Below are 16509 nucleotides of genomic sequence, written 5' to 3' on the forward strand. Positions count from 1 at the left end.
CGACAAGCCGGAAAAGCAGCCGATTTGCCCGGCCGCGCAGTTGCATTGACAACTTTACCGACTATATTCCGGCCAAATTTCAAGGGGCCGCCAAACTCCGCAGGACGGTTGGCTGCTGTTTTCAAAATTCAGGAGTACCTCGATGTTCGTGACACCGGCATACGCCCAAGGCATCGGCGGCGCCTCTCCTGATATGTTCATCAGCATTTTGCCGTTTGTCCTGATTTTCGTGATCATGTATTTTCTGATCATCCGCCCGCAGCGCACGCAGCTGAAGAAGCGCGGCGAGATGCTGGCGGCGGTCCGTCGCGGCGACACGGTCGTCACCGGCGGCGGTTTCGTCGGCAAGGTGACGAAAGTGATCGACGACAACGAGCTCGAGATCGACCTTGGCGGTGGCACCAAGGTGACGGCGCTGCGCTCGACGATCGCCGATGTGCGCGTCAAGGGCGAACCGGTAGCCAACCAGAACGCCAAGAAATAACCCAATTCCAGGCGGAGCGATCCGCGGACACGCTCTGACGGACGACGCCATATGCTGTATTTTTCGCGCTTCAAGATGATCCTGATCTGGCTGGCTGTGGCCGCCACAGTGGTCCTCGCCGCGCCCAATCTCATCCCTGCAAGCACATTGGCACAGTTGCCCAGTTGGGTGCCGAAGCGGCAGATGACGCTTGGCCTCGACCTGCAGGGTGGCTCGCACATCCTGCTCCAGATGGACCAGAACGACCTGATCAAGGCGCAGTTGGAGACGACACGCGACGAGATTCGGACGTTGTTGCGTGATGCAAAGGTAGGCTACACCGGCCTTGCCGGCACGGGCCGGACCGTGCAGGTGCGCATAACGGACCCAGCTCAGATTGATGCCGCAAAGAAGGCGTTGAAGACTTTGACCGATCCGGTGGCTGCAGGCCTGTTCACCGGCGGCTCCATCCAGGAAATGTCGCTCGACGATTCCGAACCGGGCGTGCTCAAATTCACAGCCACCGACGCCGGCGTTAAATACCGTACCTCGTCCGCATTGGCGCAATCGATCGAAGTCGTCGAGCGCCGCGTCAATGAACTCGGCACCACCGAGCCGATCGTGCAGCGGCAGGGCGACGATCGCGTCCTGGTTCAGGTTCCCGGCCTGCAGGATCCGCAGCGGCTGAAGGAGATCATCGGCCAAACCGCCAAGTTGACCTTCCAGATGGTCGACGATTCGATGCCGGTGCAGGATGCGTTGAAAAATCGCCCCCCAAGCGGTTCATCGATCCTTTATTCGCAGGACGATCCACCGGTTCCCTACCTGATCGAGAACCGCGTGCTTGTTTCGGGCGAGGATCTCGCCAAGGCGACGGCAACTTTTGATTCGCGAACCAACGAACCGGTGGTGTCGTTTACCTTCAACTCGCGCGGAGCAACACGCTTCGGTCAGGCGACGGCGGCGAATGTCGGTAAGCGCTTCGCCATCATCCTCGACAATCAGGTGATTTCAGCGCCACAAATTCGCGAACCTATCCTTGGCGGCTCCGGTCAGATTTCCGGCAGTTTCACCGCTGAAAGCGCCAACGATCTGGCCGTGCTGTTGCGCGCCGGCGCGTTGCCGGCGAAGCTGACCGTGATCGAGGAACGAACCGTCGGTCCGGGCCTTGGCCAGGATTCGATCCATGCCGGCAAGGTCGCCGGCATTATCGGTTCGATCCTCGTCGTTGCCTTCATGTTCGTCGCCTATGGCTTCCTCGGTTTCCTCGCCAACATCGCGCTGGCGGTGCACGTGGCGATGATCGTCGGATTGTTGTCGCTGCTCGGGGCGACGCTGACCTTGCCGGGTATTGCCGGTATCGTGCTGACCATCGGCATGGCGGTCGATTCCAACGTGCTGATCTACGAGCGTATCCGTGAGGAACGGCGTGCCGGCCGCTCGGTGATCCAGGCGATCGACACTGGCTTCTCGAAGGCGCTGGCGACCATCGTCGATTCCAACGTCACGTCGCTGATCGCCACCGTGGTGCTGTTCTATCTCGGCACCGGCCCGGTGAAGGGCTTTGCCATCACCTACGCCATCGGCATCCTGACCACGGTCTTCACCGCTTTCACCTTCACGCGCCTGCTGGTGTCGATCTGGCTGCGCCGCGCCCGTCCGAAGGAATTGCCGAAGGCGCCGGTGACCTTCATTCCGCCGGGTACCAAGATCCCCTTCATGGGCATCCGCCGCTGGACGTTCGCGCTGTCGAGCTTCCTGTCGGTGCTGTCTGTGGTGCTGTTCATGACGGTCGACATCAATTACGGCATCGACTTCAAGGGCGGCTCGATGATCGAGGTGAAGGCCAAGAGCGGCGACGCCAATCTCGGCGATATTCGCGCCAGGCTGATGGAACTCAATATCGGCGAAGTGCAGGTGCAGCAGTTCGGCGCGCCGAACGACGTGTTGATCCGCGTCGGCACGCAGGATGGCGGCGAGAATGCCGAGCAGACGGTCATCGACAAGGTGCGCGGCGAGCTGCAGGACCAGTATGATTTCCGCCGCGTCGAGGTCGTGGGACCAACGGTTTCCGGAGAACTCGCCAAGCAAGGCACCATCGCCATGCTGGTCGCGCTGATCGGCATCCTCGTCTATGTCTGGTTCCGTTTCGAGTGGCAGTTCGCTGTCGGCGCCATCGTGGCGACGGTGCACGATGTGGTCATGACGCTCGGTTTCTTCGTCATTACCGGGCTTGAATTTAACCAGTCGTCGCTGGCGGCGATCCTGACCATTATCGGTTACTCGCTGAACGATACGATCGTGGTCTATGACCGCGTTCGAGAGGATTTGCGAAAATACAAGCGAATGCCGCTGCCGCAGCTGTTGAACAACGCCATCAACGAGACGCTGTCGCGAACGACGCTCACCTCGGTGACGACGATCCTGGCGCTGTTGGCGCTGGTGCTGTTCGGCGGCGAAGTCATCCGCTCCTTCACCATGGCGATGCTGTTCGGTGTCGTGTTCGGCACCTATTCGTCGATCTTCATCGCGGCACCGCTGCTGATCCTGTTCAAGCTGCGGCCACAGGCTTCGGCCGATGAGGAGAAGCCGGTCAACGGCGGCAAGGCGGTCGCGACCTGACGCGCGGCCCCGAAGGGGTGACAAAGTGGTGACCGGCAAAGGCATCGTCATCCGCGAGGCGCATTTCCCCGGCCGCGCGCCGATCGAGGCCTATGGCAATGGCGGTTTCCGCTTTGCCGACATGTCGCATCGCGGCTCGCTGCTGTGCCTGCCATCCGGAATTCATGGCTGGGAGCCGGCGGATACTTCAGCGTTGACGGTGGCGGATTTCGAAAAACTTCTGGCCGAAGCCGACAAGGTCGAGATCCTGCTGGTCGGCATGGGCAAGGATTTGCGGCCGTTGCCGGCGGCGCTGCGGCTGGCGTTGAAGGAGGCAGGCATCGCCTCCGACCCGATGTCGACGGGCGCCGCGGTGCGGACCTACAATGTGCTTCTGGCGGAAGACCGCGCCGTGGCTGCCGCGCTCATCGCCGTCGATTGATATGTATGAAAATGCCAAAATCGTCATGGACGCGGTGCGCGCCGCCGACCATGATCGGTATCTGACGGTGCTCTACGCGCCGGCCGAGAAGCGCGATGCGCTGTTTTCGCTCTACGCTTTCAATGCCGAAATTGCCGGCATCCGCGACCGCATTCATGAAGCTTTGCCGGGCGAGGTGCGGCTGCAATGGTGGCGTGACCTCATCGCCGCCGACTATGATGGCACAGGCATCGGCCATCCCGTTGCCGACGCGCTGAAGGCGACAATTTCCGCCCATCGCCTGCCGAAATTGGCCTTCGATAACATGCTCGAAGCGCGCATCTTCGATCTCTATGACGATCCGATGCCCTCGCGCACCGATCTGGAAGGCTATTGCGGCGAGACGGCGGCCGCGCTCATCCAGCTTGCGGCAATGATGCTCGATCCCTCCGAGGCGCCTCGCTTCGCCGAACTCGCCGGCAGGGCCGGCTGCGCGCAGGCCATGACCGGCCTCCTGCTTCTGCTGCCGCTGCACCGTAAGCGCGGGCAGTGTTTTGTCCCGGCCGAGATACTGGCGGCGGCGGGGTCGTCGCCCGAAGAGTTTGTTGCCGGCGATGGCAGGCCTGGAGCGCGGCGCGCCGTGGCGGCGATGATCGCGCTGGCGCGCGAACATCTTTTCGCTTTCGAGCAGGGCGCCGCAGGGCTGCCGGCATCGTTGCGACCGGCATTCCTGCCGCTGGCGCTGTCGCGCGCCTATCTCGACAAGATGGAAGGCTCGCGCCAATCACCGCTCGACGGCGTCGCGAGGCTGTCCGCCTTGCGCCGGCACTGGCTGCTGTTGCGGCGCGCGAGCAAGGGCTGGCTGGCACTTTGACGTAAACGTCAATCATGCTAAGGATTCGGCCGAGCTGGGAACTGTCGCCGAAGACGACAGGCCGGCCCGGAGGAAATCCATGAGCTTGCCCGTTCTGGTCGCGATCGTCGTCCTTGGCATTGCGCTGTCGGTTGCCGCGGTGCATTTCACCGGCGGCAGCAAGGCGGCCACACTGGCCAATCCGGATCAGGCGTTGCACCGTTTCGCCGAGGATTTTCCGGATGAAGTGGCGCAAACAGTCCGCCTGACGGCGGACGCCAAGACGGCATTCCTGGACCTTGGGCGAGGGCGCACCGGCATCGTTCACAGCATCGGCGACTGCTTCTTGACGCGTATCGTCACGGCTGCGGACGTCTCGGTGTCCAGTTCCGAAGAGACGAACACAATTCTGATGCGGCTGAAGGACTTCACCTGGAAGGGCGGCCGCTTCCGCTTCGCCAATGCCGGCGATCTACAGGCCTTGCTTAACGCTCTTGAAGCACGCCAATCAGATGCCGCCAGCGAGGCCGCGTGATGGACAGCTATGATTTTCCGCAGGTCACCCAGCTCGCCATTCCGTTCTTCGTCGCCGCCATCCTGATCGAGCTCTGGCTGGTGCGCACCGGCCGCGCCAAGGGCTCGTTCGAGACACGCGACACGCTGACCAGCCTGATGATGGGCACCGGCAATGTCGTCGCCGGGCTGCTGCTTGGCGTCGTCTCCTACTGGGCGCTGCTGTGGCTTTGGCAGTTCCGTTTCTTCAATCTCGGCCTGTCGGTCTGGGTCTTCCTGGCCGCCTTCCTGCTCGATGATTTGCGCTACTATGTTTATCACCGCATCGCGCACCGGGTGCGTTGGGTGTGGGCCGAGCATGTCAACCATCATTCAAGCCAGCACTACAATCTATCGACGGCGCTCAGGCAAAGCTGGACCGGCCTGTTCACCTTCATGTTCGTGCTGCAGGCGCCTTTGGTGCTGCTCGGCTTCCATCCGGCGGTGATTGCCTTCACCTTCGGCTTCAATCTGGTCTGGCAGTTCTGGATCCACACCGAGACGATCGGCAAGATGTGGGGCTGGTTCGAATTCATCTTCAACACGCCCTCGCACCACCGCGTCCACCACGCCACCAATCCGCGCTATCTCGACGCCAATTATGCCGGCACGCTGATCATCTGGGACCGCATGTTCGGCACCTTCGTCGAAGAGCTGGAAGAGGACCGGCCGCGCTACGGCATCGTTAGGAATCTCGGCACCTTCAACCCGCTGAAAGTGGCGTTCCACGAATGGATCGGCATGTTCAGGGATGCCTTCGCGCCTGGACTGACTTTGGGCGAGCGTCTGAACTACCTGATCAAGCCGCCCGGCTGGAGCCATGACGGTTCGCGCGAGACCTCGGAGACACTGAAGGCGGCTTATGTGCGGAGAAATCCGTCAGAGGCGGGCAAGCCGGGCCTGCCGGGAGCGAGCGCGGAGCCGGCGGAGTAGCGTACGAGCCTAGTCGACGACCTTGATCCGCACCTTTGAGGTGTCAGGCAATTCGTTTAATTGGCGATGAAGATCGGCCATACCGATGAACTGCTCTGTGACCGGAATTACGAACATGTTCTCGACGTCAAATTTGCCCTCGGCGAAGACGGGCAGGATGGTGAAGTCGTAGCATTCTCCCGCCTTCGGCTTCTTGCCCGGCGGCGTGAAGACGTTCGACAAGCGGTGGCAGGAACCATTCGTCAACGCGATTGGCAGCAGTCCTGATCATCTCCTCAAAGTCCGTCCTGCTGTGAGCTACCTGCTCGACCAGGCCCGTCCCGGTGTCCAACCAATGAACCCCACTGTTCGGTCGTTCGACAAACAAGCCTCCCACCATTGAGCAGACAAGCGGCGTCCAAGGCTCTGGCAAAAGCCACGACCAGGCCTTCGCTGCCTTCTGCGCGACATCCGGTTCAAGTTGAAAAGCGATCTCTCGCCAAGTGATGTTCATTGGACTTCAAGCCACCACATCACCATTGTCTCGTGCCGCCACTTGCGAAATTCGGCTCTTCACCCGGTCTACTGCTTCGTCGAGCAAAACATCGGGCCTCTCGCGGGTCATGTGCGCCATGGCCGTCGTGACGGCCCGACCAGCCCGGTCAGCTGGCTTTGGGCTGTTGCGCGTCAGTGACGGGAACACCCCATGAAGGCAGGAGTCTATCGTTCGATGTTCGCACCAGCGAGTTATAGACGGCAAGGCTCTGCAGGCGCTGCGTTTCACTGCTACACTGCTGGACGAAGCCACCCGCATACCATGTGCAACCGAGCCGTTCGCCCGGCAAGGCACCAGTCGCCCAATCCTTGACGATACCGTCGGGACCAACGCGAAAATAGGCAAGCCGGTAGCGCGTGCCAACGCTTTCGCGCTGCATCAGGACCCCGGCATCCACATTCGTTCGCGTGGATTCCACGTTGTCGATATGTCGATAGACCGTATCGCCGTCCGCCAGGCGATACGCGCCGATCATCGGCCCGTAGATGGTCGCGCCTGCCAGACCTTCGACAGACATCTGGCTTTGCGATGCAATCTGCGTGTAGGGCTTGCCTGTCGCATACCGCATGTAGTTGCGGTCACCGAGCGACTGCAGCGCCTCCGGCGCTGTGGTACAGCCCGCGCAAGCAGACAAAATAACGAAGGCCAGAACAGATCTACCCGGAAACATGGATGGCCCCCGACGATGAGGGCCGCAAGCTAGCCCGCCGCCGCTTAAACGTAAATCCGTTTATTCCGCTGCCAGGGTCTGCGCCGGCAAGCCGAGCCATGCACGGCAGTGGGCCAACGCCCGTGCCGTCGTCGCCTTCTTCTTGGCAACCGATTTGTCCTTGCCGCGGAAGCGGCCCTCGAAACCGTCAGGACGCAATTTCGTGCCAGCCTCCAGCGGCGGGAACAGGCCGAAATTGACGTTCATCGGCTGGAAGGAGCGTTTTCCGGGTTCGTCCTCCGAGACGATGTGGCCGCCGGTGATGTGGTTGAGCAGCGCGCCGAAGGCGGTGGTCAGCGGCGGCAGCGACGGCGCCTGGCCGAGCCGCTCGGCGGCGGCGAAGCGGCCGGCGAGCAGACCGATAGCCGCGCTCTCGACATAGCCTTCGCAGCCGGTGATCTGGCCGGCGAAACGCAGACCGGGGCGCGACTTCAGCTGCAGCGAGGCATCAAGCAAGGTCGGCGAGTTGATGTAGGTGTTGCGGTGCAGGCCGCCGAGGCGGGCGAAATCGGCATTTTCGAGGCCGGGAATGGTGCGGAACACCCGCACCTGCTCGGCGTGCTTCAGTTTGGTCTGGAAGCCGACCATGTTGTAGAGCGTGCCCAGCGCATTGTCCTGCCGCAGCTGGACGACGGCATAGGCCTTGACGGTCGGATTGTGCGCATTGGTCAGCCCCATCGGCTTCATCGGACCATAGCGCAGCGTCTCGACGCCGCGTTCGGCCATGATCTCGATCGGCAGGCAGCCATCGAAATAGGGCGTGCCTTCCCACTGCTTGAATTCGGTCTTCTGGCCGTCGACCAGTGCCTGCACGAAGGCAAGGTACTGCTCCTTGTCCATCGGACAGTTGATGTAGTCCTTGCCGGTACCACCGGGGCCGACCTTGTCGTAGCGCGACTGGAACCAGCAGGTGTCCATGTCGATCGTGTCGAAATGGATGATCGGCGCGATGGCGTCGAAGAAGGCGAGCGCATCGGCGCCGGTCGCCTCGGCAATCGACTGGGCAAGGGATGGCGCGGTCAAAGGCCCCGTGGCGATGATCGCCTGGTCCCAGTCGGCAGGCGGCAGGCCAGGCACTTCCTCGCGCTGGATGGTGATCAGCGGGTGCGCTTCGAGCTTTTTCGTGACGGCCTCGGAGAAACCGTCGCGGTCGACGGCCAACGCGCCGCCGGCCGGCACCTGGTTGGCGTCGCCTGCGCTCATGATCAAGGAGCCGGCCAGCCGCATCTCGGCGTGCAGCAGGCCGACCGCGTTGTTCTCGGCGTCGTCGGAGCGGAAGGAATTGGAACAGACGAGCTCGGCCAGGCCATCGGTCTTGTGCGCGTCCGTGCCGCGAACCGGGCGCATTTCATGCAGCACCACGGGAACGCCGGCTTGCGCCGCCTGCCATGCGGCTTCGGAACCGGCGAGACCGCCGCCGATGATATGGATGGGATTTTTGCTCATGAGCGCCGGAATAATCGCTTGGGGCGGCGATTGCAATTGCCGTGCTTGGTGCGGGCAAACGCAGATGGCGAAACCAGGCACTGAATACAACAACACCCGCCGGGGGAGGAGGTCCGGCGGGTGTCGTTTTGGGGGTCGATCCTCGGGAGGAGGTGAAGATCGACCGTATTCGTCATCGCCGGGGAGGAGGTCGGCTTTGACGAAATCTCTTTCGCGTTTTGAAAGGGGGCGAAACCCTTTTGGGCAAAATCCGTTTTGCCCCGGGGGAAACAACGCCCGCCGCGGGAGGAGGTGCGGCGGGCGCCGTTTGGTTGGCCAACCCTCGGGAGGAGGTGAAGGTCGGGCCTATTCGTCATTGCCGGGGAGGAGGTCGGCTTTGACGAAATCTCTTTTGCCATTTTTAAAAGGGGCAAAACCCTTTGGAGCAAAATCCGTTTCGCTCCGGGGAACAGCGCCCGCCGCGGGAGGAGGTGCGGCGGGCGCCGTTTTGGTGGTCAACCCTCGGGAGGAGGATAAGGGCTGACCGTTCGCTGGAGGTCGGGGAGGAGGTCGACCCCAGCGAAATTCCGTTAGATCGCCCGGCGGGCGATGATCTTGATTTCGTCGCGGACGATACCGAGATCATGCAGCTGGCGGTTCGAAAGGCGACCCAGCTCGGTAACCGTCTCGCGATAAACGCGCCAGTTACGATAGTTGCGGATCAGGTTCATTGTCGTTCTCTTTTCAGAAACTTGTTCGGACCATTTGCGGTCCGAAGAATTAGACCGCCTTGCGAGCGACGTAAGGAATGTCGCTGCGGCTGATGCCGAGGTCGGTCAGTTCACGGTTGCTCAGGCGGCTCAGCTCGGACACGGTGTCCCTGTAGCGGCGCCAGTTGCGGTAGTTGCGGATCAGGTTCATGGTAGTTCTCGTTTCGTCTTTCTTGCGGATCATTCCGTTTGTGTACGAACCATAAATAGGCGGGCTCATATCGATTTAAAAGCGCTATGGCTGCATGGCAGCAATGCAAATTGTGCAATGCAACATTAACGAGCCTTCACGGACCTGACACAAAGAAGCCAGAATCGGAAAGTGCCGTGACGTCAACGGTTTGGCTGGTTCGGCTGAAAAAAACGACCTAGCGGGGAGGCAGGACATGGCGGGCTATTCGACACGGGTCAGAGCCGACATCGCGCGATGGCTGCAGACAGGCCTGATCGATGCCGCGACGGCCGATGCCCTGACGCGTGACGTCGAGGCCAATACGCGCAAATCACTGAGCTTCGGTTCGATCCTGGCGATGATGGCGGCCCTGCTGTTTGGCGCGGCCATCCTGATCTTCGTCGCCGCCAACTGGGACGCCATCCCGCGGCTGGCGCGGGTGGCAGCGCTGTTTGCCATCATCCTTGGCGGCTATGTCGGCGGCGCGGTGCTGAAGACGCGCGACCATGCGGCGATCGGCGAAGCGCTGTGGATCGTGGCGGCGGCGGCCTTCGGCGGTTCGATCGCCCTGATCGGCCAGATGTATCACTTGTCCGGCGACGAGGCGTCCGCGCTGGTCACCTGGGGCGCCGGCACGGCGCTGGCGGCGGTGGCGCTCAGGTCGAACCCGCTGACGGTCGCTTCGGTGGGCATCGCCGATGCCTGGCTGTTCCTGAAAGGATACGACTACTACAACCGCAGCGAATTTCCGCATTTCTTCGTCGTCATGGCGATCGTGCTGTTTGCGATCTCGTTCTGGACCCGCAGCCAGGCCGCTCGCCACCTGATCATCCTGTCGCTGCTCTTCTATCTCACGCTGCTGGTCACGGATCATGAGACGCTGCGGGTGGCGATCCCGCTGGTCGTCGTGTCGGCATTGCTGTTCGCGGCTGCCGTCTTCGCGCCCGACCCGGTGGACAGGATCGTGCAGCTTGGCGGCCGTTTGCCGCTGCATGCGCTGTTCGGCTTCCTCACTGGCCTGGCGATGATCCAGTTCTCACTCGCGGATGAAAGCAGCTACAATAGCGGCTTCGCCCTCGCCTCGGTGGTGGCGCTGGCCGGCATCGTTGCGGCAATCGTGCTGGCGGGACGGGAAAGCCGCGGGCTGCGCTGGCTGGCCTATCTCGGCTTCGCCTTCGAACTCGCCATCATCTATGTCGTGACCTTGCAGTCGATGCTCGACACCGCCGGCTTCTTTCTCGCGGCAGCGGTGCTGCTCGGCATCCTCGCCATCATCATCATCCGCGTCGAAAAACGCATGAAGGGTCCGGCCACCGGAGGAGCCACCGCATGATGACCGGAAAGAGGCTTGTTGTCTCGGCGCTGGTATTGGCGCTCGTCCAGATCGGCTTCCTGAGCTGGATCATTGCAGGGCGGGCGGCGATCCTGCGCAGCGGCAAGGAAGTGCTCCTGAAGATCGAACCCGTCGATCCGCGCGACCTGCTGCGCGGCGACTACATCATCCTCAGCTACAGCATCACGCGCATACCGGTGAAGATGATCGCCAACATCCCCGCCGACAAATTTTCCAGCGACGATACGTCGATCATGGTCCGCCTGAAGAAGGGCGCCGACGGCTATTGGGCGCCGACCACCGCCTGGTTCGGCAGGCCGCCGGCGCCGGCCGCGGCCGATGAAGCGGACATTGCAGGTCATGTCGCGGCCGGCTGGGATCTGCGCGAGGAAGGCGCGACAATCGCACCGGATTACGGCATCGAACGCTTCTACCTGCCGGAAGGCCAGGGTATGGCGATCCAGAACGACATGCGTGTGCGTCCATTCGGGATACGGCTTGCCCTTGCCAGCGATGGTACCGCGCAGATCAAGGCGCTGGTCGATGGCGACAAGACGCTGTTCGAGGAGCCGCTGTACTAGGCTGCATACTCATGATTGACGCGCCGGCGCTGGCGCGTCGCCCTCGAAGATTTCGCGCGGGGCCATGCCGATAGCTGCGGTGCGCGCGGTGATCGCCAATGTCGATTTCAGTCGAACGAAGCAGGAGATTGTTCAGTGCCGCTCGAACTCATCAACCCCGATGATCTGCCAGTTCCAGAAATGTACACGCAGGTTGTCGTCGCGACGGGATCCACGCTGGTATTCGTCTCAGGTCAGCAGCCCGAAGACATACACGGCAAGCTCGTTGGGCATGGTGATTTTGCGGCGCAAGCGCGCCTGGCATTCGGCAATCTCGGTCGAGCGCTCAATGCGGCAGGTGCACGCCCTGAGCACGTTTGCAAGATCACGATCTACATTGTCGATTACAGGCGCGATGAACACGTTCCGATCATTGAAGAAGCGCAGATTTCGCTGTTTGGAGATCACAAACCAGCCAATGTGGTGGTCGGGGTAGCGATAATGTCCCCAGGCTACCTCATAGAGGTCGACGCGATAGCGGTCATTTGACGAGGCGATCAGAAGCTAACGGTTTCAGATGGCCTGCCACCCGGAGCTCGCAGAGCGAAGGGTGGTGCGGGTAGAGGGACTCGAACCCCCACGATCTCTCGCCAGAACCTAAATCTGGTGCGTCTACCAGTTCCGCCATACCCGCAGCGCTCCGGCAATCCCATGTAGCCATCATTCTGTCAATGTCAGAGACGAGATGTCGGGTCAGGGCCGAAATGTTGGTTATTCGCCTAAGCGCGAAGACTGTTGAAAATTAGCCTCGCCTGTGACAAAAGGCGTGTCAAATGTGACGGGACGCGACGATCCGCTTCTACAGAATGTGATAAGAAGTAGGAAAAACAAGAACTTATTCACATTTTGGAACGCAGTTTGGGAGAGTTTGAGCCGTAGTTTCGGTCAAATCGCCAGGTTCCGTACCAAAAGCCATTCCCGGCAAGATTATACCGGCAGGCTGTAAACGGCAGAGGCCGTGGCAGTCTCATTGGTGAAAACAAAGGTTTTACGATGCAGGTCACCGAAACGCTCAACTCCGGTCTCAAGCGCGAGATCAAGATCACCGTGCCGGCCGGTGACATGGAAGCCAAGCTGATGGCGCGGCTGTCGGACGCCCGCAACAAGGTTCGCATCAACGGCTTCCGGCCGGGCAAGGTGCCGGTGCAGCACCTGCGCAAGGTCTATGGCAAGTCGTTCATGGCCGAAGTGGTCAACGAGATCCTCAACGATTCGACCCGTTCGATCATTACCGGCCGCGGCGAAAAGGCCGCCATGCAGCCCGAAGTCATCATGACCGAGGACGAGAAGGAAGCCGAGAAGATCCTGGCCGGCGGCACCGATTTCGAATTCCGCCTCAATTACGAGATCATTCCGGCGATCGAGATCAAGGATCTCTCCGACATCAAGGTGACGCGCCAGGTGTTCGACGTGCCGGACGCCGAGATCGACGATCAGGTCAAGCGCGTCGCCGAATCGGCGCGTAGCTACGAGCCGAAGACCGGCAAGGCCGCCGAAGGCGACCGCGTCAGCATCGACTATGTCGGCAAGATCGACGGCGAAGCTTTTGCCGGCGGCGCCGGCACCGACCAGCCGCTGGTGCTGGGCTCCAAGGAGTTCATTCCGGGCTTCGAGGACCAGCTTATCGGCTCCAAGGCCGGCGACGAGAAGCAGGTCACCGTGACCTTCCCGGAAAACTACCAGGCGGCGCATCTGGCCGGCAAGGAAGCGACCTTCGACGTCACCGTCAAGGAAGTGTCGAAGCCTGGCGAACTGGAAATCAACGACGAGACCGCCAAGAACCTTGGCCTGGAATCGCTGGAGCGCCTGCGTGAGATCGTGCGCGGCCAGATCGAGAACCAGTTCGGCTCGATGACGCGCCAGAAGGTCAAGCGCCAGCTGCTCGACCAGCTCGATGCGGCCTATTCGTTCGAGGCACCGTCGAAGCTCATTGACGCCGAGTTCAACAACATCTGGGCCCAGGTCAACCGTGACCTGGAAGCCGCCGGCCGTACCTTCGCTGACGAAGAGACGACCGAAGAAGAAGCCCGCGCCGAATATCTGCGTCTTGCCGAGCGCCGCGTGCGCCTCGGCCTGGTGCTGGCCGAGATCGGCGAGAAGGCCGGTGTCACCGTATCGGACGAGGAATTGCAGCGCGGCCTGTTCGAGCAGGTTCGCCGCTTCCCGGCCAACCAGCAACAGGAAGCTTTCGAGTTCTACCGCAACAACCCCGAGGCGCTGAACGCGCTGCGCGCGCCGATGTTCGAGGAGAAGGTGGTCGATCACCTGCTCGGCCAGATCTCGGTCACCGACGTCAAGGTCAGCAAGGAAGAGCTGATGGCCGACGACGAGGAAGCGGAAACCACGACCAAGGCGAAGCCCGCCAAGAAGGCCGCGGCCAAGAAGGCTGAGGCCAAGGCGAGCGAGGCCGGCGACGAGGCAGAAGAGCCGAAGAAGAAGGCGGCGCCGAAGAAAAAGGCTGCCAAGGACGCTGAATAAGTTTCTCGTACTTGATGGAATCGACGAAGGCCGCCCTCGGGGCGGCCTTTTTCGTTGCGAAACTGCAACAGCCGATTCGCTTCGCGGTAGGTGGCACTTGGCTAAACCAAGCGCTAATCACTATCTGCGCTGTTGCTGCAAACCGTGTGGTTCCTGGAGGGGGCGTTGAGCCTATTCTTCGAAACGGGGCGTACCGTCGCCTTGGCGCTTGTTCTGGCCTTCGCCTGTGATCTCACGCAAGCCGACGCGCTTGCGGGCGACTGGCGCTTCGGCACGGACGACGATGGCCTTGTCACCGCTTCGCTTCACGGCACCAACAAGCTGATCACGGGCGGCGGTGCCTTGAGTTATAGCCCGGTGCTGACCATCGCCTGCCGGGCAGACGGCGAACCGCGCTGGACCGAATGGCTGCAATTGAATGACAAGGTTTCGGCCAGCCGCAAGATCACCATGTCGGTCTCCGTCGACGGCGGCGGCAAGTTCGACGAGAGTTGGTCGGTCGGGTCTCGCGGCCGAATGCTGGTGCGCGACGGCGCCGACGGCATCAAGCGCCTTGTTCCCGCAAGCCGGCTGTCGCTTTCCTGGCGGTTCGGATTGTTGTCAGGCCGTGGCCAGGCGGATTTCGACCTTGCCGGGCTCGAAGAGGCGGTCGAGCAGATCGCCGGAACCTGCCGGACCGCTCCTCCATGAGCGCGTCTGGTTACTAAACCTCCGCAATGTTTGGCTTTTTCTACCCGCCGCCTGGATTCCATGGTATGTAAGTACTGCAATTCCACCGGGGAGAGATATTCGATCGTCCGAGGCATAAATGGCGATCAGGGAGGGAATGCCATGCGCGCTATAGCGTTTTTCGCTGCGGTCTCCGTTACGATCTTCATCGCGCATCCGTCGCGGGCACAGGATGCCGCGGCTGGTGAGAAGGTCTTCACCAAATGCCAAGTCTGCCACATTGCAAACGAGGACAAGAACAAGATCGGTCCATCGCTGCACGGCGTCATCGGCCGCACGGCCGGTACGCATCCGGATTTTAAATATTCCGATGCCATGATTGCGGCAGGCAAATCCGGCGTCAAATGGGACGAGCCAACGCTGACGACCTACCTTCACGATCCCAGGGCCATGGTCAAAGGCACCAAGATGACGTTTCCCGGCCTCAAGAACGATGCAGACGTGGCCAACGTCATTGCCTATCTGAAAACGTTCTCCAAGTGACCTGGCTCCTCCGCCATTCGTCTAACACCTTGTTTTACCGTGATCTTATTGGAATCAAAGGGACAGCGTAAGCAAAAACAGGGTTCGGTTTTCGCCCGCGTGGGCGTTCAGTTCGGGACCATGGCCTAGCTTGCCTGCTTCCATCGGTGGTCGCCTGCAATGTCGACTAAGGAAAGCCACCTCGGGGACAACACCGGCGTCCGTCTCTCGGAAGCGATGGCCGCCGATTTCTTCGCGCTGCTGAAGCCGCGCGTCATGGCGCTCTCCATCTTCACCGCTTTCGTCGGCCTGATGGTGGCTCCCGTTGCGATGAATCCGATCATCGCCGTGATCGCCATCGGTGCGATTGCGATCGGGGCAGGGGCGGCCGGGGCTCTCAACATGTGGTATGACGCTGACATCGACGCGCTGATGTCACGTACGTCAAAGCGGCCGGTTCCGTCTGGCCGCATCATGCCAGGCGAGGCGCTCGGCTTCGGCCTGGTGCTTGCCGGGTTTTCGGTCATGACGCTCGGCTTGTTGGTTGGGTGGCTCGCCGCATCGCTGCTGGCCTTCACCATCTTCTTCTACGTCGTCATCTACACGATGTGGCTGAAACGCTCGACGCCGCAGAACATCGTCATTGGCGGCGCCGCCGGCGCTCTTCCTCCAGTCATCGGCTGGGCGGCGGCCACCGGCGCCGTCGGCGTCGAAAGCCTGGTCCTGTTCCTGATCATCTTCCTGTGGACGCCACCGCATTTCTGGGCGCTGGCGCTGTTCAAGGTCGGCGACTACGCCGCCGCCGGCATTCCAATGATGCCGAATGTGGCCGGCCCGGCTTCGACGAAGAAGCAGATCCTTGCCTATGCGCTGCTTCTGGCGCCGGCCGGCGTGCTGCCTTGGGCCGTCGGATTCGCCAGCGGTTACTACGGAATCGTCTCGGCCGTATTGGGCGCGGGTTTTATCTGGCACGCCTGGAAGGTCCTGGCCGCTGCCGAAAAGGAACTGAAGCCCGCCAAGGCGCTGTTTGCCTACTCGATCATCTATCTTTTCGCGATCTTCGCCGCGCTGCTTGCCGACACCGTCATCATGCGCGCGCTGGTTTCAGCCGGCGTTTGAACGGTTGGCAGTGCCACGCTAAGACCGCACGCTGATCCGTTACGATGGCAGCGCACAAAATCCCAGCAGCAGCAGAATGACTATGCCGAGGCCAAGTATGAGAACTGTCCTTGCGTCCATGACCTACACCTTCGACCTCGCGCAAAGCTGCGAAAAACCGGATCGATTTTCGCCTCGCTGACCTCCGGGCGGGAGATCCTGCGCCAATCAAAGTGCCTGCAGCGTCCCGGGCGCGCCAAAAAGGGGCGCGCGGCACTGTGTGAGAATATCGAAGAAAGACTTCCGGGGCCAGCGTCCCGCCCGCCACCACCAACCCTTACCAACAAGGCGACAA

Annotated in this window: 18 protein-coding genes and 1 tRNA gene; 13 read left to right on the top strand and 6 right to left on the bottom strand. The window is 61.5% G+C overall.

The features are described 5' to 3' along the window. Window positions 1-142: 142 nt before the first annotated feature. The 6 genes from yajC to AC0V8S_RS19930 all read left to right on the top strand — a co-directional run bounded on the left by yajC (window position 143) and on the right by AC0V8S_RS19930 (window position 5823). Window positions 143-484 (top strand): preprotein translocase subunit YajC, encoded by a 342-nt coding sequence (yajC, locus tag AC0V8S_RS19905; RefSeq protein WP_010909882.1) that lies wholly within the window; start codon window positions 143-145, stop codon window positions 482-484. 51 nt (window positions 485-535) lie between these two features. Continuing rightward, window positions 536-3085: a protein translocase subunit SecDF gene (gene secDF, locus AC0V8S_RS19910; protein WP_183460229.1), complete on the top strand. Its 2550-nt coding sequence runs from the start codon at window positions 536-538 to the stop codon at window positions 3083-3085. A 25-nt stretch (window positions 3086-3110) separates the two neighbouring features. Continuing rightward, window positions 3111-3506 (top strand): Mth938-like domain-containing protein, encoded by a 396-nt coding sequence (locus tag AC0V8S_RS19915; RefSeq protein WP_183460227.1) that lies wholly within the window; start codon window positions 3111-3113, stop codon window positions 3504-3506. Window position 3507: 1 nt separating this feature from the next. Further along, a complete protein-coding gene (locus AC0V8S_RS19920; RefSeq protein ID WP_183460225.1) occupies window positions 3508-4359 on the top strand; it encodes a phytoene/squalene synthase family protein in 852 nt (283 codons plus the stop codon). A 79-nt stretch (window positions 4360-4438) separates the two neighbouring features. Next, complete coding sequence (locus AC0V8S_RS19925) at window positions 4439-4873, top strand: hypothetical protein (protein ID WP_475432908.1); 435 nt, start codon at window positions 4439-4441, stop codon at window positions 4871-4873. Then, on the top strand, window positions 4873-5823 hold the full coding sequence (locus AC0V8S_RS19930; protein ID WP_183460223.1) for a sterol desaturase family protein: 951 nt from the start codon (window positions 4873-4875) through the stop codon (window positions 5821-5823). The genes AC0V8S_RS19925 and AC0V8S_RS19930 overlap by 1 nt, the downstream gene beginning before the upstream one ends. Before the next feature lie 9 nt (window positions 5824-5832). Here AC0V8S_RS19930 and AC0V8S_RS19935 read toward each other — a convergent pair whose 3' ends face one another. The 5 genes from AC0V8S_RS19935 to AC0V8S_RS19955 form a co-directional block, all read right to left on the bottom strand. Beyond that, entirely contained in the window at window positions 5833-6045 is a 213-nt protein-coding gene (locus tag AC0V8S_RS19935; RefSeq protein WP_183460221.1) for a hypothetical protein, read from the bottom strand. Window positions 6046-6464: 419 nt separating this feature from the next. Then, window positions 6465-7028, bottom strand: coding sequence for a hypothetical protein (locus AC0V8S_RS19940; protein ID WP_475432909.1), 564 nt, complete (start codon window positions 7026-7028; stop codon window positions 6465-6467). A 60-nt stretch (window positions 7029-7088) separates the two neighbouring features. Further along, window positions 7089-8513 carry a methylenetetrahydrofolate--tRNA-(uracil(54)-C(5))-methyltransferase (FADH(2)-oxidizing) TrmFO gene (gene trmFO, locus AC0V8S_RS19945; protein ID WP_475432910.1) on the bottom strand — a complete coding sequence of 475 codons (1425 nt, stop codon included), beginning with the start codon at window positions 8511-8513 and terminating at the stop codon, window positions 7089-7091. Window positions 8514-9082: 569 nt separating this feature from the next. Next, window positions 9083-9223 carry a DUF1127 domain-containing protein gene (locus AC0V8S_RS19950; protein WP_019858543.1) on the bottom strand — a complete coding sequence of 47 codons (141 nt, stop codon included), beginning with the start codon at window positions 9221-9223 and terminating at the stop codon, window positions 9083-9085. A gap of 49 nt (window positions 9224-9272) precedes the next feature. After that, window positions 9273-9413, bottom strand: coding sequence for a DUF1127 domain-containing protein (locus AC0V8S_RS19955; RefSeq protein ID WP_013531315.1), 141 nt, complete (start codon window positions 9411-9413; stop codon window positions 9273-9275). Between the two features lie 235 nt (window positions 9414-9648). Between AC0V8S_RS19955 and AC0V8S_RS19960 the strand changes: the two genes are divergently transcribed. From AC0V8S_RS19960 to AC0V8S_RS19970, 3 genes are all read left to right on the top strand, one after another. Then, a complete protein-coding gene (locus tag AC0V8S_RS19960) occupies window positions 9649-10767 on the top strand; it encodes a DUF2157 domain-containing protein (protein WP_475432911.1) in 1119 nt (372 codons plus the stop codon). Next, entirely contained in the window at window positions 10764-11348 is a 585-nt protein-coding gene (locus AC0V8S_RS19965; RefSeq protein WP_096446732.1) for a GDYXXLXY domain-containing protein, read from the top strand. The genes AC0V8S_RS19960 and AC0V8S_RS19965 overlap by 4 nt, the downstream gene beginning before the upstream one ends. A gap of 135 nt (window positions 11349-11483) precedes the next feature. Then, entirely contained in the window at window positions 11484-11876 is a 393-nt protein-coding gene (locus AC0V8S_RS19970; protein ID WP_475432912.1) for a RidA family protein, read from the top strand. A gap of 62 nt (window positions 11877-11938) precedes the next feature. Here AC0V8S_RS19970 and AC0V8S_RS19975 read toward each other — a convergent pair. Then, a tRNA-Leu gene (locus tag AC0V8S_RS19975) sits at window positions 11939-12021 on the bottom strand. A gap of 359 nt (window positions 12022-12380) precedes the next feature. Between AC0V8S_RS19975 and tig the strand changes: the two genes are divergently transcribed. The 4 genes from tig (at window position 12381) to AC0V8S_RS19995 (ending at window position 16175) form a co-directional block, all read left to right on the top strand. Continuing rightward, window positions 12381-13865 (top strand): trigger factor, encoded by a 1485-nt coding sequence (gene tig, locus AC0V8S_RS19980; protein WP_475432913.1) that lies wholly within the window; start codon window positions 12381-12383, stop codon window positions 13863-13865. Window positions 13866-14030: 165 nt separating this feature from the next. Beyond that, window positions 14031-14555 carry a hypothetical protein gene (locus AC0V8S_RS19985; RefSeq protein ID WP_183460208.1) on the top strand — a complete coding sequence of 175 codons (525 nt, stop codon included), beginning with the start codon at window positions 14031-14033 and terminating at the stop codon, window positions 14553-14555. 141 nt (window positions 14556-14696) lie between these two features. After that, window positions 14697-15077 carry a c-type cytochrome gene (locus tag AC0V8S_RS19990; RefSeq protein WP_183460206.1) on the top strand — a complete coding sequence of 127 codons (381 nt, stop codon included), beginning with the start codon at window positions 14697-14699 and terminating at the stop codon, window positions 15075-15077. A 159-nt stretch (window positions 15078-15236) separates the two neighbouring features. Beyond that, window positions 15237-16175 carry a heme o synthase gene (locus AC0V8S_RS19995; protein ID WP_475432914.1) on the top strand — a complete coding sequence of 313 codons (939 nt, stop codon included), beginning with the start codon at window positions 15237-15239 and terminating at the stop codon, window positions 16173-16175. Window positions 16176-16509 lie beyond the last annotated feature (334 nt).

Source organism: Mesorhizobium oxytropidicola (assembly GCF_056174625.1).

Excerpts from the sequence above, each read along its gene's own strand:
- AC0V8S_RS19990 (WP_183460206.1), top strand. The coding sequence starts at position 14,697 with ATGCGCGCTATAGCGTTTTTCGCTGCGGTCTCCGTTACGATCTTCATC.
- yajC (WP_010909882.1), top strand. The coding sequence starts at position 143 with ATGTTCGTGACACCGGCATACGCCCAAGGCATCGGCGGCGCCTCTCCT.
- secDF (WP_183460229.1), top strand. The coding sequence starts at position 536 with ATGCTGTATTTTTCGCGCTTCAAGATGATCCTGATCTGGCTGGCTGTG.
- AC0V8S_RS19930 (WP_183460223.1), top strand. The coding sequence starts at position 4,873 with ATGGACAGCTATGATTTTCCGCAGGTCACCCAGCTCGCCATTCCGTTC.
- AC0V8S_RS19955 (WP_013531315.1), bottom strand. The coding sequence starts at position 9,413 with ATGAACCTGATCCGCAACTACCGCAACTGGCGCCGCTACAGGGACACC.
- tig (WP_475432913.1), top strand. The coding sequence starts at position 12,381 with ATGCAGGTCACCGAAACGCTCAACTCCGGTCTCAAGCGCGAGATCAAG.
- AC0V8S_RS19925 (WP_475432908.1), top strand. The coding sequence starts at position 4,439 with ATGAGCTTGCCCGTTCTGGTCGCGATCGTCGTCCTTGGCATTGCGCTG.
- AC0V8S_RS19940 (WP_475432909.1), bottom strand. The coding sequence starts at position 7,028 with ATGTTTCCGGGTAGATCTGTTCTGGCCTTCGTTATTTTGTCTGCTTGC.
- AC0V8S_RS19965 (WP_096446732.1), top strand. The coding sequence starts at position 10,764 with ATGATGACCGGAAAGAGGCTTGTTGTCTCGGCGCTGGTATTGGCGCTC.
- AC0V8S_RS19920 (WP_183460225.1), top strand. The coding sequence starts at position 3,508 with ATGTATGAAAATGCCAAAATCGTCATGGACGCGGTGCGCGCCGCCGAC.
- AC0V8S_RS19950 (WP_019858543.1), bottom strand. The coding sequence starts at position 9,223 with ATGAACCTGATCCGCAACTATCGTAACTGGCGCGTTTATCGCGAGACG.
- AC0V8S_RS19995 (WP_475432914.1), top strand. The coding sequence starts at position 15,237 with ATGTCGACTAAGGAAAGCCACCTCGGGGACAACACCGGCGTCCGTCTC.
- AC0V8S_RS19960 (WP_475432911.1), top strand. The coding sequence starts at position 9,649 with ATGGCGGGCTATTCGACACGGGTCAGAGCCGACATCGCGCGATGGCTG.
- trmFO (WP_475432910.1), bottom strand. The coding sequence starts at position 8,513 with ATGAGCAAAAATCCCATCCATATCATCGGCGGCGGTCTCGCCGGTTCC.